Raw genomic sequence first — 25965 nt, forward strand, 5'->3', positions numbered from 1 at the left:
CGGTTCGCGCCAGAAAACGCGTCAAATCAATGGCGTCCGAATGCGTCGTGATAATTTGACGCAACTTGTACCTCGCACTGGCGTTACCATCTGATGACTATGTCAAACGACGATATCTATACGCCGCCGCGTTCGCGCAGCGAGCGGCCGTTCCGGGAACACGCCACGGGGCGTAAGCCTGTCCGTGGACCTGTCATCGACCAGGAAGGGCGCGAAATCCCCAATGCCGGCCCGCGTTCACAATTTGAAGGCCTGCGGTTCGATTTCGGCCATTCCGGCGCCAATCCGTTCGGCGATCTGACGCGCGAGCAGCGGCTGGCGCGGCTCGATGCCCTCGCCAAATTGCTTGATGTCGCTTTCATCGTGCCCGGAACCAAATTCCGCTACGGCATCGACGGACTGATCGGGCTGATCCCCGTGGTCGGCGACATCATCACAACGGCGATTTCGCTGTGGGTGGTGCGCGAGGCGCGCGCGCTCGGGGCGCCCTGGCACATCACGGCGCGGATGCTCGCCAATGTCGCGGTTGACGGCGTGGTCGGCCTGGTGCCGGTCGCGGGCGACGCTTTTGACGTCATGTTCCGCGCCAACGTTCGCAACGTGCGCATGCTCAAGCACTGGCTCGACCGGCAGCCGCGCTAACGCATGACGCCAGAAATATGTCGCAAAAAAACACTGCCCCCGGAGATGATCCGAGGGCAGTCCATTTATCGATAGCGGAATCTCAGGCCGCGTCGGCCTTGTCTTCGGCGCTGGCGGGCTCACGCGGACGGCGCGGCAGCGGGAAGGCTTCGCTTTCGTAGAGTGTGCGGATGCCGCTCTGGTCGAAGCGGGCTTCTTCGACCTGCAGATAGGCGCCGTTGAGCGAGTCCGCTGGCAGCTCCTCGATCGCGAAGCGAACCGCTTCCGCCGCGGTGCCGAAGCGCCGATAGGCGAACCCGGCCCGCTTCTTCTTACGGATCGCAGCGGGAAACAGTTCGGCGGAGGTGTTGTAGCTGAAGGGACGCATGGACGGTGACCTCAATCTTTTTCGGCTCTTGCGTAGGAGCAATGGGGATTGGATGACGGTGGGCCACAATTGCGGGCCACGCCGTGCACGTCATTTCAGGTCCAATATAAGCTTCTTTGACAAAAATGCGACCCCTGAACGAGCGGATCGGGGGTGATGATGAATCCACGCATGGCTGCGGGGAATAGAAATTTAATCAAGTTTTTTCAATGGCTTAATGGCTCAAATCTTGCCGAGCAGCAGCAGGATCAGTAGCACGATTAAAATCACGCCGACGAGGCCCATGCCGGAATGGCCGTAGCCATAGCCATATCCCCGGAAACGGCCCGAGAAGCCGCCGAGCAGGAATATGATCAGGATAATGACGAGTATCGTTCCAAGCGACATGGCGCGCTCTCCGACAGCCCGCGGGCGTCCCCAAAAACGCTCCCGCGGCCCCGATCAAAGCATATTCCGGGCCGCGAGTCCTTGGTCGATCCACCGAAAGGGGGCGAGGCGCTGCGCTTTCCTTCTCCCACAAGGGGAGAAGGAAAGAGGTCACTTCTTGGTCTCGTCGATCGGCAGCACCTTCAAAGGCGTTGCATAGGGCTCGACGCGGAGGGAGTCCGTGGCGATCAGGCCGATCTTGTGCAGCGGTGCCTGCTCGAGATCGCCGCCGGCGGATTTGCGCACCGCGTATTGCCACGCGCTCATCGAGCCCTTGGCGACCAGCATTTTGGCGACGCCGCCGGCGTTCTGGCCGTCCATCTGCGCAAGGTCGCCCTCGCTGATCCCGATCACGATCTCGTCCTTGGCAGTGATGACCTTGAACAGGGAGACCTTGTCGGCGGCAAAGGCAGGCTGGATCACAACGCTCTCCATGATGAGGGTGGCAAGGCCTAGACCGAGCAGCAGACGTTTGGACATGTGCATTTCGAAATTTTCCCTAATTTGCGTGCGGGAGAAACCGGCAGAAGCGTCCCACCAAACAGAAACCCCGCGCGACCAGCTCTTGGTCGCACGGGGCGAAAAACAGGTTCGAGTGTTACGCGAACTATTTCGGCTGCAGCTTCAAGGCCGCCGAATTGATGCAGTAGCGCAGGCCGGTCGGGCCGGGGCCATCGGGGAAGACGTGGCCGAGATGGCCGTTGCACTTCGAGCACAGGACCTCTGTGCGGACCATGCCGTGGCTGACATCGCGCTCCTCGTCGACATGGCTATCCACGGCGGGCGCCGTAAAACTCGGCCAGCCGCAGCCGGAGTCGAACTTGGCGTCGGATTCGAACAGCGTCTGGCCGCAGCCGGCGCAGGTGTAAGTGCCCTCGCGATGCTCGTGCTCATATTCGCCCGAGAACGGCCGCTCGGTCGCCTTCTCGCGCAGCACGGCGTACTGCATCGGCGTCAGTTCCTTGCGCCACTCGGCTTCGCTCTTGGCGACCTTGCCGGATGTTTTGGTGTCGGACATGTAGTCTCCTCTAGTTAATCGTCATTGCGAGCGGAGCGAAGCAATCCACACTTCCGCACGGGAAAAAATGGATTGCTTCGTCGCTTCGCTCCCCTGCGCAAACGCTTCGCGTTTGTCGCGGGCAATGACGGAAACGGGTGGGTCAGTTGGTAGCCTTGGCGTTGCTGACCAGCGTCGGCTTCTCGATGTAGTTCTCCGTAAAGATCTTCTTCAGGTTCTCGACCTTAGGGATGTCGTTGAATGCAATATAGGGCTGGTTCGGGTGCAGCGTCAGGTAGTCCTGGTGGTAGTCCTCCGCCGCATAGAACGCCTGCAGCGGGCCGACCTTGGTCACGATCGGCTTCTTGTAGACCTTGGCGGCGTTGAGCTGGGCGATATAGGCATCCGCCACCTTCTTCTGCTCGTCATTGGCGGTAAAGATCGCCGAACGATATTGCGTGCCGGTGTCCGGGCCCTGGCGGTTCAACTGCGTCGGGTCGTGCACGACGGAGAAGAAAATCTGCAGGATCTTGCCGTAGCTGATCTTCTTCGGATCGTATTTGATCTCGACCGCCTCGGCGTGTCCGGTCGTGCCGGTGCCAATCATGGTGTAATTCGCGGTCATCTTGCTGCCGCCGGAATAGCCGGACACGGCGTTGAGCACGCCGGATGTGTGCTGGTACACGCCCTGCACGCCCCAGAAGCAGCCGCCGGCGATCACGGCGGTCTGGATGCCGTCGGCCGCCTGCACGTCAACGGCGGGGGGCGGAATGATGACGGCTTCCTCCGAGGCGCGCGACGGGCTGATGGCGACCGCGGCGATGGCCAGCGCACCGATGGCGGCAGCGCACAGCGACAGGCTGAAGTGGCGAGGGGACATGGTTTCCTCTTTCGGCAATGGTTGGGGGCAGTCTAGAGCGGGATCGGCGTTTCGCAATCGGCTCAGGGCGTTCCGATACCCAAGATACGGCGTGGCCGGCGGATTGTTACGACGGGCGTCACACGAGTTCGTGAATAAAGCCTCGCTCTCGCAGGGTCTTAGGGTCAGCCGTTAAACCACGCTTGACCGGTGCCGGTATCCCTTTCCACAATGCAACTGCCGGTCGCTTGGCGACAAGGGATTCGTTTGCAAGAGATCTTGCCGGAGCGTTCCGTACATGTTTCGAGCTATTGTTGGTTCAATCCTCGGGGTGGCCATCGCTGCCCCCGCGCTAGCCGCTTCCGAAATCGAGACTTGCAGGGATACCGGGGCCACATCCGAGGCGCGGCTCGCGGCCTGTTCGGCGGTGATTGCGGACGCCACGATCGCCAGCGGACTCAAGGCCGCCGCCCATGCGTATATCGGCGACTCCCTAGCGAGAAAGCGCGACTACGACGGCGCGATCCTAGCCTTCACCAAGGCGCATGAAGCCGACCCCGAAAACGTCTACTACATCAATCTGCGCGGCATGGCCCACGGCAACAAGGGTGACGACGAGTCCGCGTTGGCGGATTACGATTTATGCATGAAGCTGCGGCCGAATTTCCCCGCGCCGCACAATAATCGCGGAAATATCTTCATGCGCAGGGGCGATTTCGATCTGGCCTTCGAGGAATACAGTATCGCGATCAAGCTTAACGTGCCCCAGAACCGCTACACCAATTTTTATAACCGCGGCCGGGTACAGACCCTGCGCAAGCAATATGATTCGGCGTTGGCCGACTTCGCAGCAGCGCGGCAGCTCAACCCGGAGGCGCCGCAGGTTTCGGTATTTCGCTGCATCGCCTACACCGAGATGGGCAAATTCGATGAAGCGCTGGCCGATTGCAACGCGGTGCTAACGCGATACCCGAAGGCGATCTACACCCTGACAAGCCGCGCCAACGCCTATCTGGCCAAGGGCGATCTCGACAAGGCGCTGGCCGACTACAATCAAGTGATCCGGATCAATCCGAATTATATTCGCGCCTATGTGGGCCGCGCTCAGCTTTTCGAGAAGCGCCGTGATCCAGGCGCGGCACGCTCCGATTACCGCGCTGCCAGCGCCGCGCTCGCCAAGGTCGAAGACATTGAAACCACGCTGGCACGCCGTTTTGCCAGGGAGCGGCTCGAGGCGCTGCAGGCCGGGTCGAACGCGGGGAAAGCGTCGACGCCGCCGACGGGTCCGCGCAAGGTGGCACTGATCATCGGCAATGGCGGCTACAAGAACGTGCAGCCACTGCCCAATCCGCCCCGCGACGCAAAGCTGATCGCGTCGACTTTTCGCGAACTCGGCTTTGCCACCGTGACGCTTGCGCCGGATCTCACCCGTGACAAATTCTTTGCAGCCCTGCACGAATTCGGCCGCGCCGCCGAAACGGCGGACTGGGCGGTGGTCTATTATGCGGGTCACGGCATGGAAATCGGCGGCGTGAATTACCTGATTCCGACCGATGCCATGCTGGCGGCTGACCATGACGCGGAGAGCCAGGCCGTGGCGCTGGAGCAGGTGATCGCGTCGGTCGCCGGCGCGCGCAAGCTGCGGCTGGTGATGCTCGACGCCTGCCGCGACAATCCGTTCGAAAAGACCATGCAGCGAACCATGGCGCTGAAACTGGTCAGCAAGGGGTTTTCCAACATCGAGCCGGAAGCCGGATTCATGGTGGTCTACGCGGCCAAGCACGGCGAGACCGCACTCGACGGCGATTCCGACAACAGTCCGTTCGCGAAGGCCCTAGCTCGCGACATCAAAGCGCCGCAGGTCGATATTCGCAAGCTGTTCGATATCGTCCGCGACGACGTCCTGAACGCCACCAAACGCACGCAGCAGCCGTTCACCTACGGTTCGCCGCCCGGGCGCGAGGATTTTTATTTCGTGGCGGGGAAGTGACGCATCAGCGTCCTTGCGAGGCGCCTCGCATCTATCTCGATCCTCATGGTAAGGAGGCGCGTCAGCGCCGTCTCGAACCATGTGGCCCGCGGCCGATCCTTCGAGACGCCGCGGAGCCTGTCATCGGGCCGCGCTGCGCGCGGACCCGGTGGCGGCTCCCCAGGATGAGGACTGCCTTGTGGTGCGAAGCTACACCACCACGCTCAGCCGCTTCGCCGCGCGCGTAATCCCCGTGTAGAGCCACCGTGCCCGGCTGTCCTGGAACGCAAAGCTTTCGTCGAACAGCACCACGTCGTCCCATTGCGAACCCTGCGACTTGTGCACGGTGAGCACATAACCATAGTCGAACTCGTCATACGGCTTGCGCTGCTCCCACGGGATCGCCTCGATGCCGCCCTCGAAGCAATCATGGCGTACCGAGACCTTGGTGACCTTGTGGCCGAACTCCTCGTCGGGCGACAGCCGCATGGTCAGGATTTTTGATTTCGACCGCGGCTGGGTGCGTGACTTCACCCGCCACAGCCCGCCGTTGAACAGACCCTTCTTGCGGTTGTTGCGCAGGCAGACCAGCTTGTCGCCGGCCACCGGAAAGGCGTCCTCGATGTTCTGTTTCTGGCGAACCCGCATGTTGTAGGCGCGGCGGGTGTTGTTGCGGCCGACCAGCACCTGGTCGGCGCTCATCACGCGGTCGGGGTCGAGCTCGCTGCGTGGCACCACCTCGCTCTCGCCGTGGCGGCCGATTTCGAGCTCGCGGCCTTCGCGGATATCCATCGACATCCGCACGATCGGATCGTCCTGGGCCTGGCGATGCACCTCGGTCAGCATCGCGTCGGGCTCGCAGTCCGTAAAGAAGCCGCCGCCTTGGATCGGCGGCAATTGCGCGGGGTCGCCGAGCACCAGCAGGGGACAATCGAACGACATCAGGTCGCGGCCGAGTTCGGCATCGACCATCGAGCATTCGTCAATCACGATCAGCTTTGCCTTGGAAGCGGGCGCGTCATCCCACAGTTCGAAGCTCGGCTGCTCGACGCCGGATTCCTTGGCGCGATAGATCAGCGAGTGGATGGTGGAAGCGTTGTCGCAACCCTTGTTGCGCATTACCAACGCGGCCTTGCCGGTGAAGGCGGCATACTTCACCTCGCCGTCGACGCCCTCGGCGATGTGGCGCGCCAGCGTGGTCTTGCCGGTGCCGGCATAGCCGAACAGCCGGAACACCGGCGGCGTGCCGCCCCTGCCGGGCTTGGCCTTCAGCCAGTCGGCAACGGCCTTCAGCGCGGAATCCTGATGCGGCGTGAACGTGGTCATGGGGTCCAGATGGGAGCAGAGCGGGGCGGTGAGGCCGCGACTCAACGGAAGCGTAAAGCTAACCATTCGCGCGTTCCATGCAAGGCTGCTTCCGCGCCACGGAATTGCTGTTTCGCGGTCGAGGCTGGACTTGGGATGGATGGCGAATACACTGCCTGAAAACAACAAGCGGTCCTTGGGAGGCGTCATGAAATTCGGCATCTTTTACGAGCTGCAACTGCCGCGCCCATGGGAAGAGGGCGACGAGCTCCGGCTCTACCAGAACGCGCTGACCCAACTCGAGACCGCAGACCGGCTCGGCTATGACCACGCCTGGGTGGTGGAACATCATTTCCTCGAGGAATATTCGCACTCGCCTGCCCCGGAATCGTTTCTCGCCGCAGCCAGCCAGCGGACGAAAAATATCCGGCTCGGCCACGGCATTTTCCAGCTCACGACAAATCATCCCGCGCGGGTCGCCGAACGCGTCGCGGTGCTCGATCTCCTGAGCAACGGCCGCTGCGAGTTCGGCATGGGCGAGAGCGCATCGATCACCGAACTGACGCCGTTCGGCCGCGACATGGAGACCAAGCGCGAGGTGTTCGAGGAGGCGGTGCAGGCGATCTTTCCGATGTTCACGAAAGTGGGCACCGAGCATCACGGCAAGTATTTCGATATTCCCCTGCGCAACGTGGTGCCGAAACCGGTGCAGAAACCGCATCCGCCGCTGTGGATGGCGTGCTCGCAGTTGCCGACCATTGAGCGCGCCGGCGAGAACGGCTTTGGCGCGCTCGGCTTCCAGTTCGTCAGCGCGGACGCCGCGCATGCCTGGGTGCATACCTATTACAACGCGATCACCAAGCGCTTGAGGAAACTCGCCGATTACGAGATCAATCCGAACATGGCGCTGGTCTCGTTCTTCATGTGCGCCAGGACCGACGAGGAGGCCCGCGCCCGCGCCGACGGCGCCACCTTCTTCCAGTTCGCGCTGCGCTATTACGGCGCCTCGCAGAACCGGCAGCGTCCTGACCCCGGCACCGTCAACATGTGGGACGAGTACAACAAGTGGAAGCGCGAGAACCCGGAAGCGCAGGAGGCGGCGCTGCGCGGCGGCCTGATCGGATCGCCGGAGACCATCCGCAAAAAGCTGCGGCGTTTCCGCTCGTCCCACATCGACCAGGTGATCCTGCTCAACCAGGCCGGCAAGAACACCCACGAGCACATCTGCGAATCGCTCGAGCTGTTCGGCAAGGAAGTGATGCCGGAATTCCAGAACGACCCCGAGCACGATGCGTGGAAGAAAGGCGTGATGAGCGGTGCGATCCAGCTCGAAGAGATCGACACCGAGGCCTTCAAGGATCGTTACGGCAAGCTGGCGGTGAGCGTCTCACCGGCGCCGAAGGTGGCGGCGGGGTAGGTATCCAGCAATATCGCGTTGGATCGGCGCGACAGACGCCGCAGGCCCCGAAAGGGTGTCCGTATCTCCGCGTCATTGCGAGCGCAGCGAAGCAATCCATAGTGCGGCACAACCGATAGATGGATTGCTTCGTCGCTTTCGCTCCTCGCAATGACGGCGATCCGGCCGTAGGCACTATCAGTTCAAGTTTGCCGCCGCCGTAAAGCTGCGGTCGACCGCCTTGTTGACGTCGAGTGTCTTCGCAAGGATGCCGTAGCGGGTGGCGCGGTCCGATGCTTCCAGCATCTCCTTGACGATGTTTCCGTCGATCGCGATCGGGCTGGTTCGTTGCGCCTTGTAGGCGCTCAGCAGCACGTCTTCGGGAAGTTTGGTGAGTTCGGCGGTGTTCCCAGCGTATTCAGGCAGATGATCCAGAGACCAGAGCCGGGCCTTGTTGAGCCGCAAGGCAACCTTGCTACCCCGGGTTCGGATTGCAGATGAAAAATTTCAGTCGTTTACCATTCATCGTTCCATCGCCGCCTCGATCACGACGTCGTGCAGGTCGAATGCGTGTGATCGGAAAATGTGCATCGCGCCCCACATAAGAGAAATGCGTCGCACCTGATCGAGATCCGGCAACAATCCTGTCGCGTAACGCCAAGCGCGCAGTGCTGTCATTGCTATTTTTGCAGAGCACTCGACACTCGTTCGAAGCATCATCATCATTCCTGCATCGCATCGAGCAAAGAAGCGATCGTTCAGGAGATTGTGATGAAGCGTCGAGAGTTCCTTAAACTGTCGCTCGGTGCAGCGGCGGTTGCGTCGCTATCCCCGGAGGTGCGTGCGCAAGCACCCCTTAAGGAAATCCGTATCGGTTACCAGAAAACCGGCGTGCTGGTGATCGCACGGCAGCAGGCTGTGCTGGAGAAACGGTTCGCCGGCAAGCAAATCGGCATCAAGTGGATCGAGTTCACGTCGGGGCCGCCCTTGCTGGAAGCCATGGGCACCGGCAGCATCGATCTCGGCGCGGTCGGCGATACCCCTCCGATCTTCGCCCAGGCCGCGAACGCCAATATCGTCTATGTGGCGGGATCGAAGATCACCAACGGGCAGGGCATTCTCGTTCCCGCCAACTCCGGCATTCGCAGCATCGCCGACCTGAAGGGCAAGCGCGTCGGATTCACCAAGGGCAGCAGCGCGCACAACGTGGTGATTGCCACGCTGGAAAAAGCCGGGCTGACCTATGAGGATATCACACCGGTCTATCTGACGCCGCCCGATGCAGGGCCGGCATTCGCCAATGGCAGCATCGAGGCGTGGGCGGTCTGGGATCCATATTTCGCGATTGGCGAGAAGCGCCAGAACGGCCGGATTCTCGTCAACGCCCATGAAGTCGCCAAGACCAATTCGTTCTATTTGGCCAACCGTGATTTCGCCAACACCCATGTGCGGGAAACCCGCGAGGTGATCGACGGCCTGGCGGAGGCCGCGCGCTGGGCCGAGGCCAATCGCGCCGAGGTCGCCAGTGCGCTCGCGGCCGTCACCGGCGTGCCGGTCGAGGTCCAGACCGTCGCCGCCAACCGCGCTTCATTCCTGATCGGCCCCGTGACCGACGAGATTGTCACGACGCAGCAAGCGGTCGCCGATCGCTTCCACAAGCTCGGCTTGATTCCGAAGCCGATCGCCGTGCGCGACATCGTCTGGCGCCATACCCAAAGCTGAATTCCAACAAAGGATATAACTCATGACGCGTTTATTTAAACGCTGGATCACGAGCGCCGTGCTGTCGGTCAGCATGGTCGCGGCGACCGTCGGCGCTTCCTACGGCCAGGACAAGGTGGTTCGCATAGGCTTCCAGAAGTACGGCAAGCTGGTGCTGCTCAAGAGCAAGGGCACGCTGGAAGAGAAGCTGAAGACTGCCGGCTACAAGGTGGTGTGGACGGAGTTTCCATCCGGCCCGCCGCTGCTTGAAGCGCTCAATGTCGGGGCGATCGATTTCGGCAACACCGGCGAAGCGCCGCCAATTTTCGCACAGGCCGCGGGCGCACCGATCCAGTACGTCGCCTTTGAGCCGCCGGCCCCGAAGGGCGAGGCGATCCTGGTGCCAAAGGACAGCAAGCTTAATTCGGTCGCCGACCTCAAAGGCAAGAAAGTCGCGCTGAACAAGGGCTCCAACGTTCACTATCTGCTGGTGAAGGCGCTGGAGAACGCCGGCGTCAAATATTCCGAGATCGAACCGGTGTTTCTGGCGCCGGCCGACGCGCGCGCGGCGTTCGAGCGCGGCGCGGTCGATGCCTGGGTGATCTGGGATCCGTTCCAGGCCGCCGCCGAGGCCGCTACCGGCGCGCGCACGCTTGCCGACGGCACCGGTATCGTCGCGAACTACCAGTTCTATTTCTCCTCGAAGAAGTTCGTGGAGAGCGATCCGAAGATCGTCGATCTCGTGCTGACACAGCTCAGCGAGGTCGACGACTGGGCCAAGGACGACATCCACGCCGTCGCCGAGCAACTGGCGCCTGCGATCGGGCTTTCCGTTCCCGTGGTTGAAGTTGCTCTCAAGCGGCAGTCCTACGGCATCAAGCCGATCACCGAAAGCGTGATTGCCGACCAGCAACAGGTCGCGGACACGTTCTTCGCGCTCGGGCTTATTCCAAAGCAAATCAAGATTTCTGACGTGGCCCGGAGGTCCGGATCGTGAGCACGCAACCCAACGCCAACATTCTCTGGTTCCTGCCGACGCATGGTGACGGCCGTTATCTCGGCACCACCGCGGGCGGACGCGAGGTGAACTTCAACTACCTGCGTCAGATCGCGCAGGCTGCCGATCAGCTCGGCTATTTCGGCGTGCTGCTCCCCACGGGGCGAAGCTGCGAGGATTCCTGGGTGGTGGCTTCGGCCGTTGCGCCCTGGACCGAGCGGCTGCGGTATCTCGTGGCTGTGCGGCCCGGGCTGCAATCGCCGAGTGTCGCCGCACGCATGACCGCGACGCTCGACCGGGTGTCGAATGGACGTTTGCTGATCAATGTCGTCACCGGCGGCGACCCCGTCGAGAACAAGGGCGACGGCATCTTCCTGCCGCATGACGAACGCTACGAGGTGACTCGCGAGTTCCTCAACGTCTATAGCGATCTGCTCGCAGGCAAGACGGTCAATGTCGAGGGCAAGCACATCCGCATCGAGGACGGCCGGCTGCTGTTCCAGCCGATGCAGTCGCCGCGGCCGCCGCTCTATTTCGGCGGATCGTCGGACGCCGGCATCGACGTCGCCGTCGACGCCGTCGACAAGTACCTGACCTGGGGCGAGCCGCCGGCGCAGGTCGCAGAGAAGGTCAACCGGGTGAAAGCTGCCGCGGCCGCGCGGGGAAGAAAGCTCTCGTTCGGCATTCGCCTGCATGTGATCGTGCGCGAAACCAATGCGGAGGCCTGGAAGGCGGCGGATGAACTGATCCAGCACGTCACCGACGAAACGGTGGCTTCTGCGCAGAAGATCTTCTCGCGGATGGATTCGGTCGGCCAGCAACGCATGGCGCAGTTGCATGGCGGCCGCCGTGACAAGCTCGAGATCAGCCCCAATCTCTGGGCCGGTGTCGGCCTGGTGCGCGGCGGCGCGGGCACGGCATTGGTTGGCGACCCCGAAACCGTCGCGGCGCGCATCAGGGAGTATCAGGACATCGGCATCGATACCTTCATCATGTCGGGTTATCCGCATCTGGAGGAAGCCTATCGCTTTGCCGAGCTGGTGTTCCCGCTGCTGTCGCTTGCACAGCCAAACAACGTCACGCCGATCCGCCTCAATACCGGGCCGTTCGGCGAAACCATCGGCAACGAATACCGGCCGCAAAAGCAGGCATCGCAATCATGAGTCTCATCGACAGTTTTTCTCGCGTCAGTGCACCGAAACTGCCGCGGGTCGACGGCCTGATTTCGTGGATCGTGCCGCTCGCGATCATTCTGGTATGGCAGCTTGCCTGCGTCACCGGTTTCGTGTCCGCACGCGTGCTGCCTGCCCCGAGCGACGTCGCGCTGGCGGGCTGGAAGCTCCTGCTGTCAGGCGAACTCGTCCGCAACATCTGGGTCAGCTTCTGGCGCGCCAGCATCGGGTTTTTGATCGGCGGCAGCATCGGTTTCACGCTCGGCCTTGCCAACGGCCTCTCGCCGATCTCCAGCAAGCTGACCGACACGACGCTGCAGATGGTGCGCAACATCCCGCATCTGGCGCTGATCCCGCTTGTCATCCTGTGGTTTGGGATCGATGAGTCGGCAAAGCTGTTCCTGGTAGCGCTTGGCGTGTTCTTCCCGATCTATCTGAACACGCTGCACGGCATCCGCACCGTCGATCCGCAATTGATCGAGATGGGCCGCATCTATGGCATGACCGACGGCGAATTGTTCCGCCGGGTGATTTTTCCGGGCGCGCTACCGTCGATCTTCGTCGGCGTGCGGTTCGCGCTCGGCATCATGTGGCTGACCCTGATCGTGGCCGAAACCATCGCCGCGTCATCGGGCCTCGGCTACATGGCGATGCAGGCGCGCGAGTTCATGCTGATCGACGTCGTGGTGCTGTCGATCCTGATCTATGCCTTGCTCGGCAAGCTCGCCGACAGCGCCTCGCGCACGCTGGAACGGCTGACGCTGTCCTGGCATCCGGCCTTCCAGAAACATTGAGGACAAGAAATGCAGGAAGCCCTTCGTTTTCTATCTCCCGGCGCGGAGCCGGTCGATCGCGCCGACTTCGTCGAACAGGCGCGATTGCTTCGACGCGGATCGGAAGCGTCCTCGCGCGGGCTTTCGCTCACCATCCGGGGATTGCGCAAATCCTTCGGCGACAATGAGGTATTGCGCGGCATCGACCTGCATATCCCGGCCGGCCAGTCGGTTGCGATCGTCGGCCGCAGCGGCTGCGGCAAGAGCACATTGCTGCGGCTGATCGCTGGTCTTGAGACCATTACTGCCGGCACGATCAGCCTTGGCGAGGACGCGCGCCCCGAGGATATCAGGGTGATGTTCCAGGAGCCGCGGCTGCTGCCATGGGCGCGCGTGCTGTCGAACGTCGAAGTCGGTCTCGGCCGCGAGCGGAATTCGCCGGACGCGCAGGCCCGTGCCGAGAGCGCGCTTGTGGAGGTCGGTCTCGCTGAGAAGCGGACGCAATGGCCGGCGGTGCTGTCGGGCGGACAGAAGCAGCGCGTGGCGCTGGCCCGTGCGCTGGTCAGCCAGCCGCGCGTGCTCGCTTTCGACGAGCCGCTCGGCGCGCTGGACGCACTGACGCGGATTTCGATGCAGCGGCTGCTCGAGCGGGTCTGGCACGATCAGGGCTTTACCGCGATCCTGGTGACGCACGACGTCGCCGAGGCCGTGGCGCTGGCCGATCGCGTGCTGGTGATCGAAGACGGCCGCATCGCCGAGGATTTCAGCGTCGATATTCCGCGTCCAAGGCAGCGCGGTTCGGCCGAACTGGCGGCGCTGGAAGGCGCGATCCTGAAAAATCTTCTGGAAGGTACGGAAGATACTTCCGACCTGTGAGGTGACCATGAATTCCGTTGTCCGCGCCGTGTCGATCGAAGCCGAAGTGACAGCAAGCGATTTTCGCAATGCCATGCGCCAATTGACCGGTGGCGTCAGCGTCATCACCGCAGGCAGGGGCCGGGATATCTCGGGCATGACCGTTACCTCGGTATCGTCGCTCTCGGTCGATCCGCCGACCCTGATCGTCAGCATCAACCGGGAAGCGTCGTCCTGGCCGCTGGTGAAGCGCTATGGCTCCTTCGGCGTCAGCATCCTGACGTCGGACCAGATCGATATCGCCGAGCGGTTTACTGGCAAGGGCGGACTGAAGGGCGCCGACCGCTTTGCCGGCGCGCAGTGGACGACGCGCGCATCAGGGGTGCCGCTGCTGGCGGACGCGCTGGCGGCGATCGACTGCGAGGTCGAGGACATCGTCGAGCGGCATTCGCATGCGATCGTTATCGGCCGCGTTCTGGATGTTGCGGTGTCGGCACGCAGCGCGGCTCTGGCCTATTGGCAGGGGCGCTATGTCGCCATCGATCAGGACGAGGATGCGGCGAAGCTTGCCGAGGTCAGCGTGCCGGTGCGGAAGACCGCACGCAAGTTCTGACCGAGGCCGCCGTCCCGCGCCGGGGCTGGCTTTTCCCGGTTTGCCGATCTAAACCCGGCGAATGAAACGTCTTGCAACCTGGGCATTTTACGCTGTCGGCGCGCTTGCGATCGCCTATCTCGCTCTGTACGCCTATGCGGTTTTCACCGGGCGCGATTTGCAGCCCGGCGATCCCATTCGCATCTTTCGCAAGCCCGACGCGCCGAGCTATTCTCAGTCTACCCCGCCGCGACGAAGCGTTGATGCTCCCCGGCGCCTGCCGGCGTAATCGGGATGCCGCCGTCGGCATATTCGTTCAGCTTGTTGCGCAGCGTACGGATCGAGATGCCGAGGATATTGGCGGCATGGGTGCGGTTGCCGAGGCAGTGTTTCAGCGTCTCCAGGATCAGATCGCGTTCGACATCGGCGACGGTGCGGCCGACCAGTGCACGCGTCACCTGTTCGGCGGCAAAGGTTGCGTGCGCCACCGCGGGCGCGGTCTTGGCGAGGTCGAGGCGGTCGCCGTCCGGTGTCAGGATCGCTTCAGGACCGATCTCGTCGCCCTGCGCCATCAGCACCGAACGGTGGATGGTGTTTTCCAGTTCGCGGACGTTGCCCTGCCAGCGGTTTGAGGTCAGCACCCGCCTTGCATCGGCGGAGATCGGACGTAGCGGCACGCCGTTGGCGTCGGCATATTTCTTCGCAAAATGTTGCGCCAGTTCGAGGATGTCGGCCGGACGGTCGCGCAGCGGCGGGATCTTCAGATTGACGACGTTGAGGCGGAACAGCAGGTCCTCGCGGAAGGTGCCTTCGCGCACGGCATCAGAGAGGTTGCGGTTCGAGGTCGCGATGATGCGGATGTCAACCGGCACCGGCTTGGTGCCGCCGACGCGATCGATGACGCGCTCCTGAATCGCGCGCAGCAGCTTGGATTGCAGGCGGACGTCCATCTCGGAGATTTCGTCGAGCAGCAGCGTGCCGCCGGACGCTTCCTCGAACTTGCCGATACGGCGGGCGACGGCGCCGGTGAAGGCGCCCTTCTCATGGCCGAACAGTTCGGATTCCAGGAGATGCTCGGGGATCGCCGCGCAATTGATCGAAATGAACGGCCGCTTGGCGCGGTTCGAGCGGGAGTGGACATAACGCGCCAGCACTTCCTTGCCGGTACCGGATTCGCCGGTGATCATCACGGAGGCATCCGAGCCCGCGATCTGCTGCGCCAGCTTGACGACCTTGCCCATGGCTTCGTCGCGGTAGATCAGGTCGCGTGAATCATTGGCGACGGCGGCGAGCACCGCGGCAATCAGTTCCGGATCGGGCGGCAGCGGGATGTATTCCTTGGCGCCGGCGTGGATCGCTGCGACCGCGGCGCGGGCGTCGTTGGAGATGCCGCAGGCCACGATCGGGACGTGGATATGCTCGGCTTCCAGCCGCATCACCAGGTCGCGGATGTCGAGGGCGACGTCGACCAGCAGCAAGTCGGCGCCCTTGCCGCCGCGCAGCACGGCCATTGCCTGTTCGATCGCTTCGGCGTGGGTCACCGAAGCCCCGTTGTCCATCGCGATCTTGGTGGCGGTCGTGAGCTGGCCCTTCAAGGTGCCAACGATGAGAAGCCGCATTTCCTATCTCCTGTCCGTCTGTTCGCGCCGTTCGCGGCGCGTATCGCCAAAATTGTTAGCTGCGTTCCGCCTTGATGATTTCCGTCATGGTCACGCCGAGCTTGTCTTCCACCAGCACGACCTCGCCACGCGCCACCAGGCGGTTGTTGACGTAAATGTCGATGGCCTCGCCGACGCGGCGGTCCAGTTCGAGCACGGTGCCGGGGCCGAGCTTCAAGAGCTCGCCGACGTCCATCTTGGAGCGGCCGAGCACGGCCGAGACCTGCACGGGCACGTCGAACACCGCCTCGAGGTCGGCCGCGATGCGCGAGGCCTGTTCGTCCTCGTTGTAAGCGAGATCGTCGATCGGCGGGGCGTCCGCGGCGTTGAGATCTGGTAGCGGTACCTGTGCGTCGGTGTCACTCATGGTTCAGTCCTCATGGCCTTTACGTTCCGGCCTGATCGCGGGACGCCAGATAGCGTCCGACGAGTTCGCTGATCTTCACTTCGATGGCTGCGCGTTCCAGCACCACGCCACCGTCGGCCCATTCGATCCGGCAGTCGCCGGTGGCGATGCCGGGCTCGGCGAGGATCACCAGGCGGCCCTCGAAGCCGCTCTGGGCCGCCTGTCGTTCGATCTTCTCGCGGGCGGCCTCGTAGAGCTGGTCGTTGATGCGGACGACGAGATGCGGGGTGGCGACCAGATGCGAGAAGCAGTCGCAGACGAGGGCGGTGATTTCGCCGAGCGGCTCGCGGGCGACCAGTTCGCTGCACAGCTTGCGTGCCACCGCGACCGCGACTTCGACCGCTTCGGTTTCCATCCTGGCCTCGATGCCGGAGAAGCGCGTGGCGATGCTACGGATGGTGATGCCGATCTCTTCCAGCGCCAGCGCCGAGCGACGGTCGCTCTCCACCCTGGCCTCGTGCTGGGCCGCCTCGTAGCCGGCGCGGTAGGCACGCGCCTCGGCCTCTGCGATCTTCTGCGCGATCTCGGTGGCCGTCGCCGCACGCTCGCGCGCCTTGTCGGGCGCCGCGAAGTCCGTGTCGAACAGGAATTTTGCGGGTGCGGCCATCAGTACACCAGCTCGTCGTCGGCGCGGTTCTTGGTCAGCGTGATTTCGCCTCTGGCGGCCATGTCCTTGGCAAGGTTGACGAGCAGCGCCTGCGCTTCGTCGACGTCGCGCAGCCGCACCGGTCCCATTGCGGCCATGTCGTCCATCAGCATCTTGCCGGCGCGCGACGACATGTTGCCGAGGAAGAAGGCGCGCACCTCCTCATTGGCGCTCTTCAGCGCGATGCCGAGCTTGTCCTTGTCGACGTTGCGCATCAGCGTCTGGGCCGAGGCGGAGTCGAGTTTGATCAGGTCGTCGAAGGTGAACATCAGCGCCTTTATGCGCTCGGCGGATTCGCGGTTTTCTTCTTCCAGCGAAGTGATGAAACGGGTCTCGGTCTGGCGGTCGAAATTGTTGAAGATTTCGGCCATCACTTCGTGGGCGTCGCGGCGGCGGGTCTGCGACAAATTGGACATGAATTCGGTGCGCAGCGTCTGCTCGACGCGCTCGATGACTTCCTTCTGCACCGCTTCCATCTTCAGCATGCGGCCGACCACGTCGAGCGCGAGATCCTCGGGCAGGATCGCCAGCACGCGCGCGGCGTGCTCCGGCTTGAGCTTCGACAGCACCACCGCAATGGTCTGCGGGTATTCGTTCTTGAGGTAGTTGGCGAGCACCTCTTCCTGGACGTTGGAGAGCTTCTCCCACATGTTGCGGCCGGCGGGGCCGCGAATTTCGTCCATGATGCCGGTGACGCGATCGGTCGGCAGATATTGCTGCAACAGCCGTTCGGTGGCGTCGAAGGTGCCCATCAATGCGCCGGATGCCGACATCCGCGAGACGAATTCGAGCAGCAGGTCTTCCACGATGTCCGCTTCGACGGTGCCGAGCGTCGACATGTGGATCGACAGTTCGCGCACCTCGTCGTCATCGAGCAGCGCCCACACCTTGCCGCCATATTGCTCACCCAGAGCCAGCATCAGGATGGCGGCGCGCTTCGGGCCGCTCAACGGCTTGCTCTTGGCGCGGCCTGCCTGACGGCTGGCCAGCGCCGAGATGACGGTGGTGATGTCGTTGGCGTTTGAGTTCTGGGGTACGGCGGCCATGTCAGCTCTCGGCGGGTTCGCTCAGCCATTGGCGAACAATGGTGGCGGTCTCGTTCGGATTGCGTTCGGCCAGTTCGCCGACCCGGTGCACGGCCTGCGCGTGGACCTGGCCCTGGACCTGGGCGACGTCGATCAATTGGGCGGTGCCGCTGGTGCCGGCAATCAGGGCCTGTCCGGGTCCGAGTTCGGCATGCGTGCCGTCGGCCAAAGCGGGTACCGGTTCGGCCAGCGCGGGAACGACTTCGGAAGCGAGGATGCGCTTGACCAGCGGGCGGATCACCATGAACAGCACCACGAGACCAAGCAGCATCATGACGCCGAGTTCGATGACATACATGACGTCATCCTTGGTGAACTGCAGCATGCCGAGCAGACCGGTCGGCTCCGCGACCGGGGGGACCGACGGCGCTTCGGCGAAGCGAAGATTGACGACCTCGACCTGGTCGCCGCGCTTCTGGTCGAAGCCGATCGCCGAGCGGACCAGGGTGGCGATGCGGTCGAGCTGTTCCTTGGCACGGTCCTGATAGACCATTTCGCCTTTTTCGTTCTTGGAATAGGCGCCGTCGACCAGCACCGCGACCGAGATCCGGTTGACCCGCCCGGCCTCGGTGACCTCGGTCTTGGTGGTGCGGGAAATTTCGTAATTGTTGGTCTCTTCGCTCTTCTTGCTCTGGTCGCGGGCTGTCGGCGTGGTGGTGTTGGCCTGGTTGCCGGGCAGTTCGTTGTTGACCGTCACCTGGCCGTTATTCTCCGCCGACAACGCGGATTCTTCGCGAGTCTGGCTGGAGCGCAGCACGCGGCCCTCGGGATCGAACTTGTCCGAGGTCTGGGTAACCTTGTTGTAGTCGAAGTCGGCGGTGAGCTGGACGCGGGCGCGGCCCTGGCCGACCACCGAGGAGACGATCGCCTCGACTTCGTTGCGCATGCGCTTCTCGAAGGCCGCGCGGCGCTCTTCACCCACGGCGATATCGGCTTCCTTGCCGGCGCCGTCAGCCAGCAGCCGGCCGGCTTCGTCGACGATCGAGACCCGCTGCGGCTTCAATCCGTTGACGGCGGAGGCGACGACATGGCGGATGGCGCGGATCTGCTGGGGTTCAAGGCTGCCGCGCACCCGCACCACGATCGAGGCCGACGGCTCCGGCGCCTCGCGCGCGAACAAGGGCCGTTCCGGCAGCACCAGATGGACGCGGGCGGCCTGAATGCGGTCGATGGCGCGGATGGTGCGGGCGAGTTCGCCCTCCAGCGCGCGCAGATGGTTGATGTTCTGGACGAAGCTCGTGGTGCCGAGCGCGTCGGACTTGTCGAAGATCTCGTAGCCGACGCCGCCGCCCTTCGGCAGGTTGCTTTCGGCCAGCTTCATCCGCAACCGCGTGACCTTGTCCTTCGGCACCATGATGACCGCGCCTTCGTTGCGCAGCTCAAAGGGAATCGCCTGGCGCTCCAGATCCTTGATGATGCTGGAGGAATCTTCGGTGGTGAGATCGGTGAACAGGGTGGTCATCTGCGGCGTCGTGACGCGCATGATGACAAAGGCGAAGAAGCCGATCAGTGCGGTTGTCACCGCGACCATGGCCATCAACCGCGAGGCGCCCAGACCTCTCAGGAAAGCAACGAGACTTTGCACCAACCGCCCCCAGGGATTCGGCCCCAGGGACCGACTGGGCAATTATTGCCTAGGGGATGGTTTCCATATGGTTAACGACCGTTAAAGCCGCCGCGAATAGTTCGGGCATGAAAAAAACCGGCTTCGCAAAACGAAGCCGGTTTTCATCAAATCTTTCGGTTCGGGAGAGTTTACTGCCGATATTGCTGGATCCGGGTGGTCCGCAAGCCGGCTAGACCATGCTGGTCGATGGAAAACTGCCAGGACAGGAATTCGTCGACCGTCAGCGTGTAACGGCTGCAGGCTTCCTCGAGGGAGAGCAGGCCGCCACGGACCGCCGCAACGACTTCGGCCTTGCGGCGGATGACCCACCGTTTGGTGCCGGGCGCGGGCAGATCGGCAATTGTTAATGGACTACCGTCAGGCCCGATGACGTATTTTACCCTCGGGCGATGGGGTTCTGTCATGGCGTACTCACAAACTCTCAACCACTGAACTCACGGTAGTAACTTACGCCCCCCGGCTTAAAAATTGCCTAAGCCCACGGCTTCAATACGAATCTCCTTGAAAATGATGGAAAATAGCTTCGGCCCGGGTTCCCTGTGACGCTTTTGCGTACAATCAGGGATTGCCGGGCCGGGGGCGGCGGATCAAACGACGCGAGCGCAGGGGCGCTACTTGGTGGTCTGACGCACCACCCGCTTGATCTTGTCGGTGGTGTAGGTCTGACCTCCGATCGACAGCAGCGGCGGGGAGGCCGTGAGATCGACTGAATCGACAATCCCCTGGACTTCGGTGGAAATGGCCACGTTGTTACCCGAGCTGTCCTTGCCCGTAGCGGTCAAAGTGTAGGTGCCGGCCGGCCACTGCACCCCGTCATTGCCCTTGCCGTCCCAGACGAAGCTGGAATCGCCCTGCTTAAGGGAATAGCTGCCGGTATAGGCCGTCTGTCCAGCCGAATTTGTAATGGTGATCGTCGCGCTGGTGTTTTTGTCGGAATGAAAATTCCAGGTCGCCGATTTGTCGAACTGCGCCTTGCTGCCGTCGACCGCGACGTTGCTGCCGACATAGACCAGCGCCTGCGTCGCCTGGGCGCTCTTTTCGATCTCCACCAGCGACTTCAACTGGTCGTTCGATTTGAGCTGCTGCTCGATGCCGGCAAACTGCACCAGCTGCTGCGTGAACTGGTTGGTGTCGAGCGGATCCATCGGGTTCTGGTGCTGGAGCTGCGTGGTCAGCAGCGTCAGGAAGGTCTGGAAATTATCCGCGATCCCCGTCGTCTTGTCCGAAGCCGTCTTGTTGCCGGTGGCGGAGCCGTTCCCGGGCGCCGAGACGACCGGTGTCGGCATGTTTACATCAGCTGCCATGGCGCTCTCCCTTAAACCCTGATGTCAACGCCGCCGCTCACACCGAGCATGCGGCCATAGTTGCGGCCGGCGACGACGGCCGGTACGCTGTCTTCCTCGCCGACGACGAGGCGATGCGCGTTGGGATTGGACTGGCTACCGTCGTTCTGGCCCTGCGAAGACTGGTCGCGCAGGCTGAACTGCAGGCCACTATTGCCGGTCGAGAGTCCGGCATTATCGAGTGCGCGCTGCAACTGGTTGGCGTCCTGACGCAGCATCGACAGCGTTTCCGGCCGCTCGACCGTCAGATGCGACGTCACCTGGCCGTGGCGGTCGATATCGATGCGGACATCGATGCGGCCGAGTTCGGCGGGATCGAGCCGGATTTCGAAGCGGGTCTTGCCACTCTTGGCAGAGGCTGCGATTTCCATCGCAAGTCCGCTCACCGGTACCGGCGCGTTTGCCGCGGCCGTGGCGGTGAGCTGCGCCGCAGGTGCCGGCGTCGTGGCGGCAGCGGCCGGTTGCTGCGCCTGGATTGCGCCGGCGGCCTGCAGGCCGTTGCCGGAGGAATTGACCGGCGTCTGGCCGATATCAGCGGCGGCAAGATGCGTGTTGGCCGGACCGTTGGCGGCCGTCGGCGCGATGGAATTGCCTGACGCGTCGGCCTTCACGGCGTCGACGATGCCATTCTCTGACTTCGGCTTGCCCGCGGCTTCGGTCGGCGCCGTGACGGCGGGCACGATGGTTTCTGCGGCAGGTGTCGTGGGCGCGGCGGTGTCGGTGGTGACGGCCTGCTCGACCGCCGTCGTGGCGCCCTTCCTGGCGAGATCGGGGTTCTTGAGTTGCGCGGCGGCTTTGGGGGCGGCGGGCGTCGCCGCGACCACTGAAGCGGCCTGAGCGATGCCGGTTGCGATGGATGGGTCGGTGGATGTGGCCTGGGCGCTGATGGCCTGACCGACCGCGCCTTGCGCGGTGGTCTTGGCGCCGCCGTCGGCCTGCGCGGCGTTCGCGGTTGCGGGTTGAGCTGCGGTGGCGGCGGCCTCGGTGCCGTCAGTGGCGGGAGCGGCCGGCGCGGTCTCGGCGGCGAGCGAAGCGGAGGCTGCGATTGCTGCGGCTGCGATCGCAAGTGGCGCGGTCGACTTGTCGGTTGCTTGGGTCGCGTAGGGTGTCGCCGCCGGCGCTGTGGCAGCAGGAATGGCAACGGCAATGGCGTCGGCCGTCACCACGGCCGTTCCATCCTGCGCCGTCCCGGTTTGTTCAGTTGCCGGAGAAGCTTCGCCCGAAGAGGCCTGGGTCGTCTCGTCGGACTTCGCGCCATCGGACTTCGCCGCGTCGGCCTTCGATTTGGCGCGGCGGGTCGTCGTGGCCTTGGTGTCGATATCGGTCTTGGTATCGGGATCGGCCTTGGTGTCGACTGTGTTGTCGTCGCGTGCCTTATCGCTTTGTGCTTTGCTGGCGGCGTTGCGATCATTCGAATCATTGCGCGCGGCCTTGTCCGATGCGGCAGCATTGTCGCGCGAACGGTTGTCGGACGTGGTTTGCGCATCGTCGGAGCGGCGCGGGGCGGGCGCGTTGTCCTGGGTGCGATTGTCGTTGTTGCTGGCGGCCGTATTGCTGTCGACCAGCGTCGCGAAGCTGTCGTTTCGGGCCGGCGGCTCGGAATCCGGCCGGGCGGACCTTGCCGCCGCGTTCTGAAAAGATGTGCTTGCCGATACTTCTGACGTGACACTAACCACGGGCGACCCTCGCGCTGAGCTCTCGGCTACTATTCAGCAAGGACCGGGCCACCCGCGGCCGGCAGAAAATATCATGTTATTTCAGGTACTTACGTAAGCGGCGACCAAATTGCGAGGCATGACCGCGGCCCCCTTTTCTGCCCGGCGGCAAGATTTGCCGTCCTGGAGCCGCTCCAAAATGGCGATCGGCTGATTGCCTCGCGGGAATACGGCCTATATTAAAGAGCAGCGCCCGATCCGGCCCCGTATGGCCGAATGATGCCCTAAGGCCTTATAATAAAAGGCTTTTTAACCCTGGCCGTGAGCCGCGTAGCGCGCTTGCGATTGAAGTCGATGACCTCTGGCATGCGAAACAGTCTGGATCTCGAAGGCCGTCCGCAGGACACACGGATCGTGGTCGCCATGTCCGGCGGCGTCGATTCGTCGGTGACGGCTGCCTTGCTGAAGTCCGAGGGCTACGACGTGGTCGGGATCACGCTGCAGCTTTACGACCATGGCGCGGCCACCCATCGCAAGGGCGCCTGCTGCGCCGGCCGCGACATCCACGACGCCCGCAATGTCGCCGAACGGATCGGCATTCCGCATTACGTGCTCGACTACGAAAGCCGCTTCCGCGAATCCGTGATTGACAATTTTGCCGACAGCTACGCGCTCGGCGAAACGCCGGTGCCGTGCATCGAGTGCAACCGATCGGTCAAGTTTCGCGATCTTCTGGCGACCGCGCGCGAACTCGGCGCGAGTGCGCTCGCGACCGGACACTATGTCGCCTCGCGCCGCCTCGCCGACGGATCGCGCGCGCTGGTGTGCGCTGCGGACGCCGATCGCGACCAGAGCTATTTCTTGTTCGCGACGACGCGCGAGCAGCTCGATTATCTGCGCTTTCCACTCGGCGACATGACCAAGCCGCAGGCGCGCGAACTGGCGCGGCGCTTCGGCCTTGAAGTCGCCGACAAGCAGGACAGCCAGGACATCTGCTTCGTGCCGACCGGGCGCTATACCGACATCATCGGTCGTCTGAGGCCCGGCGCGGTCGAGCCCGGCGACATCGTCGATCTCGATGGCCGCACAATTGGCCGGCATCAGGGCATCGTTCATTTCACCGTCGGCCAGCGCAAGGGGCTCGGCATCGCCTCCGGCGCACCGCTTTATGTCGTCAAACTCGATGCGGCCAGCCGCCGCGTCGTGGTGGGCCCGCGCGAGGCGTTACGGATGGATCGCATCCGCCTTCGTGACGTCAACTGGATCGGCGACGGGCCGCTGGATCGCGTCATCGGCGATGGCATCGAGATGTTCGTGCGCGTGCGCTCGACGCGGGCGCCGCAGCCGGCCTGGTTGCGCGCGATCGACGGCGGTTATGAAGTCGAACTCGTTGCCGGCGAAGAGGGCGTCTCGCCCGGCCAGGCCTGCGTGTTCTATGATGCGCCGGCGGGACAGGCGCGCGTGCTCGGCGGCGGATTCATCAAGAGCGCGACCGCAACGAATGCGGCGGCGAGGGCAGGGGCGCAGCAAACGACAGCGCCGCTCGCCGAGGTGATGCGCAGTTAAGAAAAAATCGGGGCATAGGGAATGGCTGGGGACATCGACCGCGAGGGGGTCGAAAAGGCTTATGGGCGCTGGGCGCCGGTTTACGATCTCGTGTTCGGCAAGGTGTTCGACGAGGGCCGCCGGTCGACCATCGCGGAAGCCGACAAGATCGGTGGGCGCGTTCTCGACGTCGGTGTCGGCACCGGGCTGTCGCTGTCTGAATATTCGCGCAACACGAAATTATGCGGCGTCGACATTTCCGAACCGATGCTGCGGCGGGCGCTCAAGCGCGTGCGCGAGTTCGGCCTGACCAATGTTGAGACACTGGCGGTGATGGACGCCAAGAATCTCGCGTTCAAGGATTCCTATTTCGATGCGGTGGTGGCGCAATATGTCATCACGGCGGTGCCGGATCCGGAACGCACGCTGGATGATTTCATCCGCGTCCTGAAACCCGGCGGCGAGCTCATTCTGGTCAATCACATCGGTGCGGAAAGTGGCCCGCGCCGCATGTTCGAACTGGCGTTCGCGCCATTGGCGCGGCGCCTCGGCTGGCGGCCGGAATTCCCGTGGGAACGCCTGACAAACTGGGCCGCCAAACATGGCGGCGTCACCCTGACCGAGCGGCGGCCGATGCCGCCGATGGGGCATTTTTCGCTGATTCGTTATCGGAAATCGTGAGCGCGTAGCGTTTTCGAGCGAAGCCGATCCGGTTCGCCTCAAGAAAACCGTGCCAACCAAAAAGCGACAAACTGACTGCGGAACCTCCGCGCGCACAGGCCGTTTCCCTTACATGGCAATGAAACGCGCCCTTCTGATCTCATGTGTAATGATGGTGGCCGCCGGCTTGACCACGCCTGACTTGGCGAGTGCGCAGGCTCCGCCTGGTCCAACCACGCCTCCAGCCAAAACCGCGCCGCCATCGCCTTCACGCGCCGCCAATTGCGCGCCGATGCAGTCCGCGCCGCCCTCCGGCACCGCGGTTCCGGAGGGTGCGACCACCGGCCAACGGGCCGAGCCCCTCGGCGATAAGTTGGCGCGCGCTGACGGCGTATTGTGTCCGCCCTCCGGCGTCGATCCCGAAATGCACGCGCCTGCGCCGGACACCGGAAAGACGCCCGTGATTCCGCCGCCCGGCAGCCCCGGGGGCGACCCGACAATCCGGCCGAAATAGCGCTATTTTGCAGATGCTTGGCAGGACCGCTGGCTTTGCTTGACAGGTCAGCGACCCACTCCTTATATGCCGCGCGTTCGCGAATGCGGCATGTGTGCCGTGGCGGTGAACCGTGGCGAGGTAGCTCAGCTGGTTAGAGCACGGGAATCATAATCCTGGGGTCGGGGGTTCGAGTCCCTCTCTCGCTACCAATTGCAGTGGGGGTACCAACTCCCGAAATTCTTCAACGAAATCAACGAATCGGATGCTTCGCCGGCCGCTGCGGCGTGCCCTGTGTCACATGGTTTGGACACAGTGGAGTCTGGTTCACGTGGGTCGTTCAGCGTTCATTTCCCGCCGCGAAGGCAGATATCTGTTTAGAGCGCGCTGGCCTGCTTGCCTCGCCAAGAGGAGGGCGCGGGGATAACCACCAACGCTCGAAGCGTTTGGTGCTGGTGATGATGGACGAGTTGGGTGCTCTGGGATCTCTGCGAATGCCCACTGGTCAAGCGGTTACTGAGAACAAAGCGGACAATCGGTCAAGATGATGCGCTTGCGCGGAATTGCAGCCGTGCAGCAGTCCGCCCAGCAGGTGTCCTCGGGGCGGTCGGTCGCTGCCCCGCTACCAGGGACCACTATGGCTGCAAATCGCGTGGCCTTCGTTTATTTGGCCGACCGGAACGATGTAGGCCCCGCACCTCCTGTTGTTGAAAAAGCTCCCCGCACACGTCACGCAACCGGCTCGGTCTAAATCGATAGGTTGCGCTTGGATTCGATCGTAGTCGCTCCTGACAAT

At 63.2% G+C, this 25965-nt stretch carries 27 protein-coding genes, 1 tRNA gene and 2 pseudogenes; 13 read left to right on the forward strand and 17 right to left on the reverse strand.

Translation table 11 applies throughout. The features are described 5' to 3' along the window. The first annotated feature begins 93 nt into the window (after positions 1–93). Entirely contained in the window at positions 94–642 is a 549-nt protein-coding gene (locus ACVWVY_RS15185; protein ID WP_456627116.1) for a DUF4112 domain-containing protein, read from the forward strand. Between the two features lie 82 nt (positions 643–724). Here ACVWVY_RS15185 and ACVWVY_RS15190 read toward each other — a convergent pair whose 3' ends face one another. From ACVWVY_RS15190 to msrA, 5 genes are all read right to left on the reverse strand, one after another. Further along, positions 725–1009, reverse strand: coding sequence for a hypothetical protein (locus tag ACVWVY_RS15190; RefSeq protein WP_456627117.1), 285 nt, complete (start codon positions 1007–1009; stop codon positions 725–727). Between the two features lie 222 nt (positions 1010–1231). After that, entirely contained in the window at positions 1232–1396 is a 165-nt protein-coding gene (locus ACVWVY_RS15195; RefSeq protein WP_456627118.1) for a DUF3309 family protein, read from the reverse strand. Between the two features lie 150 nt (positions 1397–1546). Then, positions 1547–1915, reverse strand: a complete 369-nt coding sequence (locus tag ACVWVY_RS15200) for a hypothetical protein (RefSeq protein ID WP_456627119.1) — start codon at positions 1913–1915, stop codon at positions 1547–1549. Positions 1916–2042: 127 nt separating this feature from the next. Continuing rightward, a complete protein-coding gene (gene msrB, locus ACVWVY_RS15205; RefSeq protein ID WP_456627120.1) occupies positions 2043–2453 on the reverse strand; it encodes a peptide-methionine (R)-S-oxide reductase MsrB in 411 nt (136 codons plus the stop codon). A 142-nt stretch (positions 2454–2595) separates the two neighbouring features. Beyond that, entirely contained in the window at positions 2596–3312 is a 717-nt protein-coding gene (gene msrA / locus ACVWVY_RS15210; protein ID WP_456627121.1) for a peptide-methionine (S)-S-oxide reductase MsrA, read from the reverse strand. Between the two features lie 277 nt (positions 3313–3589). Here msrA and ACVWVY_RS15215 point away from each other — a divergent pair, with 277 nt between their 5' ends. Then, entirely contained in the window at positions 3590–5281 is a 1692-nt protein-coding gene (locus ACVWVY_RS15215) for a caspase family protein (RefSeq protein WP_456627122.1), read from the forward strand. 189 nt (positions 5282–5470) lie between these two features. Here ACVWVY_RS15215 and ACVWVY_RS15220 read toward each other — a convergent pair whose 3' ends face one another. Next, the gene (locus ACVWVY_RS15220) at positions 5471–6586 is read right to left on the reverse strand and encodes an ATP-dependent DNA helicase (RefSeq protein ID WP_456627123.1); all 1116 of its coding nucleotides are present in this window, start codon (positions 6584–6586) and stop codon (positions 5471–5473) included. Positions 6587–6773: 187 nt separating this feature from the next. Here ACVWVY_RS15220 and ACVWVY_RS15225 point away from each other — a divergent pair, with 187 nt between their 5' ends. Continuing rightward, positions 6774–7982, forward strand: coding sequence for an LLM class flavin-dependent oxidoreductase (locus tag ACVWVY_RS15225; RefSeq protein WP_456627124.1), 1209 nt, complete (start codon positions 6774–6776; stop codon positions 7980–7982). 177 nt (positions 7983–8159) lie between these two features. On the opposite strand, the pseudogene ACVWVY_RS15230 reads toward ACVWVY_RS15225, so the two are convergent. Continuing rightward, positions 8160–8426 (reverse strand): annotated as a pseudogene (locus ACVWVY_RS15230) (aliphatic sulfonates ABC transporter substrate-binding protein); the annotation flags it as partial. A gap of 57 nt (positions 8427–8483) precedes the next feature. Next, positions 8484–8687: a hypothetical protein gene (locus ACVWVY_RS15235; protein ID WP_456627125.1), complete on the reverse strand. Its 204-nt coding sequence runs from the start codon at positions 8685–8687 to the stop codon at positions 8484–8486. A gap of 45 nt (positions 8688–8732) precedes the next feature. Here ACVWVY_RS15235 and ACVWVY_RS15240 point away from each other — a divergent pair, with 45 nt between their 5' ends. Genes ACVWVY_RS15240 through ACVWVY_RS15265 form a run of 6 tightly spaced genes read left to right on the forward strand, consistent with a single transcriptional unit; the run spans position 8733 to position 14072 of the window. Beyond that, the gene (locus ACVWVY_RS15240) at positions 8733–9683 is read left to right on the forward strand and encodes a sulfonate ABC transporter substrate-binding protein (protein ID WP_456627126.1); all 951 of its coding nucleotides are present in this window, start codon (positions 8733–8735) and stop codon (positions 9681–9683) included. A 22-nt stretch (positions 9684–9705) separates the two neighbouring features. Then, positions 9706–10659 carry a sulfonate ABC transporter substrate-binding protein gene (locus ACVWVY_RS15245; protein ID WP_456627127.1) on the forward strand — a complete coding sequence of 318 codons (954 nt, stop codon included), beginning with the start codon at positions 9706–9708 and terminating at the stop codon, positions 10657–10659. Beyond that, positions 10653–11822, forward strand: a complete 1170-nt coding sequence (ssuD, locus tag ACVWVY_RS15250; RefSeq protein WP_456632217.1) for an FMNH2-dependent alkanesulfonate monooxygenase — start codon at positions 10653–10655, stop codon at positions 11820–11822. Before ACVWVY_RS15245 ends, ssuD begins: the two co-directional genes overlap by 7 nt. Continuing rightward, positions 11819–12625: an aliphatic sulfonate ABC transporter permease SsuC gene (gene ssuC / locus ACVWVY_RS15255; protein WP_456627128.1), complete on the forward strand. Its 807-nt coding sequence runs from the start codon at positions 11819–11821 to the stop codon at positions 12623–12625. Before ssuD ends, ssuC begins: the two co-directional genes overlap by 4 nt. Before the next feature lie 9 nt (positions 12626–12634). Beyond that, positions 12635–13480 (forward strand): ATP-binding cassette domain-containing protein, encoded by an 846-nt coding sequence (locus tag ACVWVY_RS15260; RefSeq protein ID WP_456627129.1) that lies wholly within the window; start codon positions 12635–12637, stop codon positions 13478–13480. Between the two features lie 7 nt (positions 13481–13487). Next, the gene (locus ACVWVY_RS15265; RefSeq protein ID WP_456627130.1) at positions 13488–14072 is read left to right on the forward strand and encodes a flavin reductase family protein; all 585 of its coding nucleotides are present in this window, start codon (positions 13488–13490) and stop codon (positions 14070–14072) included. 218 nt (positions 14073–14290) lie between these two features. On the opposite strand, the gene flbD is transcribed toward ACVWVY_RS15265, so the two are convergent. The 8 genes from flbD to ACVWVY_RS15305 form a co-directional block, all read right to left on the reverse strand. Further along, on the reverse strand, positions 14291–15670 hold the full coding sequence (gene flbD / locus ACVWVY_RS15270) for a sigma-54-dependent transcriptional regulator FlbD (RefSeq protein ID WP_456627131.1): 1380 nt from the start codon (positions 15668–15670) through the stop codon (positions 14291–14293). Positions 15671–15725: 55 nt separating this feature from the next. After that, positions 15726–16076 (reverse strand): flagellar motor switch protein FliN, encoded by a 351-nt coding sequence (fliN, locus tag ACVWVY_RS15275; RefSeq protein WP_108521346.1) that lies wholly within the window; start codon positions 16074–16076, stop codon positions 15726–15728. 19 nt (positions 16077–16095) lie between these two features. Further along, positions 16096–16722 carry a FliH/SctL family protein gene (locus ACVWVY_RS15280; RefSeq protein WP_456627132.1) on the reverse strand — a complete coding sequence of 209 codons (627 nt, stop codon included), beginning with the start codon at positions 16720–16722 and terminating at the stop codon, positions 16096–16098. Then, on the reverse strand, positions 16722–17807 hold the full coding sequence (gene fliG / locus ACVWVY_RS15285; protein WP_456627133.1) for a flagellar motor switch protein FliG: 1086 nt from the start codon (positions 17805–17807) through the stop codon (positions 16722–16724). Before fliG ends, ACVWVY_RS15280 begins: the two co-directional genes overlap by 1 nt. 1 nt (position 17808) lies before the next feature. Continuing rightward, positions 17809–19431, reverse strand: a complete 1623-nt coding sequence (fliF, locus tag ACVWVY_RS15290; RefSeq protein ID WP_456627134.1) for a flagellar basal-body MS-ring/collar protein FliF — start codon at positions 19429–19431, stop codon at positions 17809–17811. Between the two features lie 170 nt (positions 19432–19601). Next, complete coding sequence (sciP, locus tag ACVWVY_RS15295; protein WP_002714638.1) at positions 19602–19877, reverse strand: CtrA inhibitor SciP; 276 nt, start codon at positions 19875–19877, stop codon at positions 19602–19604. Between the two features lie 207 nt (positions 19878–20084). Next, entirely contained in the window at positions 20085–20777 is a 693-nt protein-coding gene (locus ACVWVY_RS15300; protein WP_456627135.1) for a flagellar hook assembly protein FlgD, read from the reverse strand. 11 nt (positions 20778–20788) lie between these two features. Then, on the reverse strand, positions 20789–22492 hold the full coding sequence (locus ACVWVY_RS15305) for a flagellar hook-length control protein FliK (RefSeq protein WP_456627136.1): 1704 nt from the start codon (positions 22490–22492) through the stop codon (positions 20789–20791). A 345-nt stretch (positions 22493–22837) separates the two neighbouring features. Between ACVWVY_RS15305 and mnmA the strand changes: the two genes are divergently transcribed. The 4 genes from mnmA to ACVWVY_RS15325 all read left to right on the forward strand — a co-directional run bounded on the left by mnmA (position 22838) and on the right by ACVWVY_RS15325 (position 25381). Further along, positions 22838–24037 (forward strand): tRNA 2-thiouridine(34) synthase MnmA, encoded by a 1200-nt coding sequence (gene mnmA, locus ACVWVY_RS15310; RefSeq protein WP_456627137.1) that lies wholly within the window; start codon positions 22838–22840, stop codon positions 24035–24037. Positions 24038–24058: 21 nt separating this feature from the next. Next, a complete protein-coding gene (locus tag ACVWVY_RS15315; RefSeq protein WP_456627138.1) occupies positions 24059–24697 on the forward strand; it encodes a class I SAM-dependent methyltransferase in 639 nt (212 codons plus the stop codon). Positions 24698–24845: 148 nt separating this feature from the next. Further along, positions 24846–25190, forward strand: coding sequence for a hypothetical protein (locus tag ACVWVY_RS15320; protein WP_456632218.1), 345 nt, complete (start codon positions 24846–24848; stop codon positions 25188–25190). 114 nt (positions 25191–25304) lie between these two features. Then, positions 25305–25381 (forward strand) — tRNA-Met (locus tag ACVWVY_RS15325). 423 nt (positions 25382–25804) lie between these two features. Here ACVWVY_RS15325 and ACVWVY_RS15330 read toward each other — a convergent pair. Next, positions 25805–25906, reverse strand: a pseudogene (locus ACVWVY_RS15330) (LysR family transcriptional regulator); the annotation flags it as partial. Positions 25907–25965 lie beyond the last annotated feature (59 nt).

It is taken from the genome of Bradyrhizobium sp. URHC0002 (assembly GCF_054059515.1).

Coding starts and splice junctions, on each gene's coding strand:
- ACVWVY_RS15185 (WP_456627116.1), top strand. CDS start 94: ATGACTATGTCAAACGACGATATCTATACGCCGCCGCGTTCGCGCAGC.
- ACVWVY_RS15190 (WP_456627117.1), bottom strand. CDS start 1,009: ATGCGTCCCTTCAGCTACAACACCTCCGCCGAACTGTTTCCCGCTGCG.
- ACVWVY_RS15195 (WP_456627118.1), bottom strand. CDS start 1,396: ATGTCGCTTGGAACGATACTCGTCATTATCCTGATCATATTCCTGCTC.
- ACVWVY_RS15200 (WP_456627119.1), bottom strand. CDS start 1,915: ATGTCCAAACGTCTGCTGCTCGGTCTAGGCCTTGCCACCCTCATCATG.
- msrB (WP_456627120.1), bottom strand. CDS start 2,453: ATGTCCGACACCAAAACATCCGGCAAGGTCGCCAAGAGCGAAGCCGAG.
- msrA (WP_456627121.1), bottom strand. CDS start 3,312: ATGTCCCCTCGCCACTTCAGCCTGTCGCTGTGCGCTGCCGCCATCGGT.
- ACVWVY_RS15215 (WP_456627122.1), top strand. CDS start 3,590: ATGTTTCGAGCTATTGTTGGTTCAATCCTCGGGGTGGCCATCGCTGCC.
- ACVWVY_RS15220 (WP_456627123.1), bottom strand. CDS start 6,586: ATGACCACGTTCACGCCGCATCAGGATTCCGCGCTGAAGGCCGTTGCC.
- ACVWVY_RS15225 (WP_456627124.1), top strand. CDS start 6,774: ATGAAATTCGGCATCTTTTACGAGCTGCAACTGCCGCGCCCATGGGAA.
- ACVWVY_RS15235 (WP_456627125.1), bottom strand. CDS start 8,687: ATGATGATGATGCTTCGAACGAGTGTCGAGTGCTCTGCAAAAATAGCA.
- ACVWVY_RS15240 (WP_456627126.1), top strand. CDS start 8,733: ATGAAGCGTCGAGAGTTCCTTAAACTGTCGCTCGGTGCAGCGGCGGTT.
- ACVWVY_RS15245 (WP_456627127.1), top strand. CDS start 9,706: ATGACGCGTTTATTTAAACGCTGGATCACGAGCGCCGTGCTGTCGGTC.
- ssuC (WP_456627128.1), top strand. CDS start 11,819: ATGAGTCTCATCGACAGTTTTTCTCGCGTCAGTGCACCGAAACTGCCG.
- ACVWVY_RS15260 (WP_456627129.1), top strand. CDS start 12,635: ATGCAGGAAGCCCTTCGTTTTCTATCTCCCGGCGCGGAGCCGGTCGAT.
- ACVWVY_RS15265 (WP_456627130.1), top strand. CDS start 13,488: ATGAATTCCGTTGTCCGCGCCGTGTCGATCGAAGCCGAAGTGACAGCA.
- flbD (WP_456627131.1), bottom strand. CDS start 15,670: ATGCGGCTTCTCATCGTTGGCACCTTGAAGGGCCAGCTCACGACCGCC.
- fliN (WP_108521346.1), bottom strand. CDS start 16,076: ATGAGTGACACCGACGCACAGGTACCGCTACCAGATCTCAACGCCGCG.
- ACVWVY_RS15280 (WP_456627132.1), bottom strand. CDS start 16,722: ATGGCCGCACCCGCAAAATTCCTGTTCGACACGGACTTCGCGGCGCCC.
- fliG (WP_456627133.1), bottom strand. CDS start 17,807: ATGGCCGCCGTACCCCAGAACTCAAACGCCAACGACATCACCACCGTC.
- sciP (WP_002714638.1), bottom strand. CDS start 19,877: ATGACAGAACCCCATCGCCCGAGGGTAAAATACGTCATCGGGCCTGAC.
- ACVWVY_RS15300 (WP_456627135.1), bottom strand. CDS start 20,777: ATGGCAGCTGATGTAAACATGCCGACACCGGTCGTCTCGGCGCCCGGG.
- mnmA (WP_456627137.1), top strand. CDS start 22,838: ATGCGAAACAGTCTGGATCTCGAAGGCCGTCCGCAGGACACACGGATC.
- ACVWVY_RS15315 (WP_456627138.1), top strand. CDS start 24,059: ATGGCTGGGGACATCGACCGCGAGGGGGTCGAAAAGGCTTATGGGCGC.
- ACVWVY_RS15320 (WP_456632218.1), top strand. CDS start 24,846: ATGATGGTGGCCGCCGGCTTGACCACGCCTGACTTGGCGAGTGCGCAG.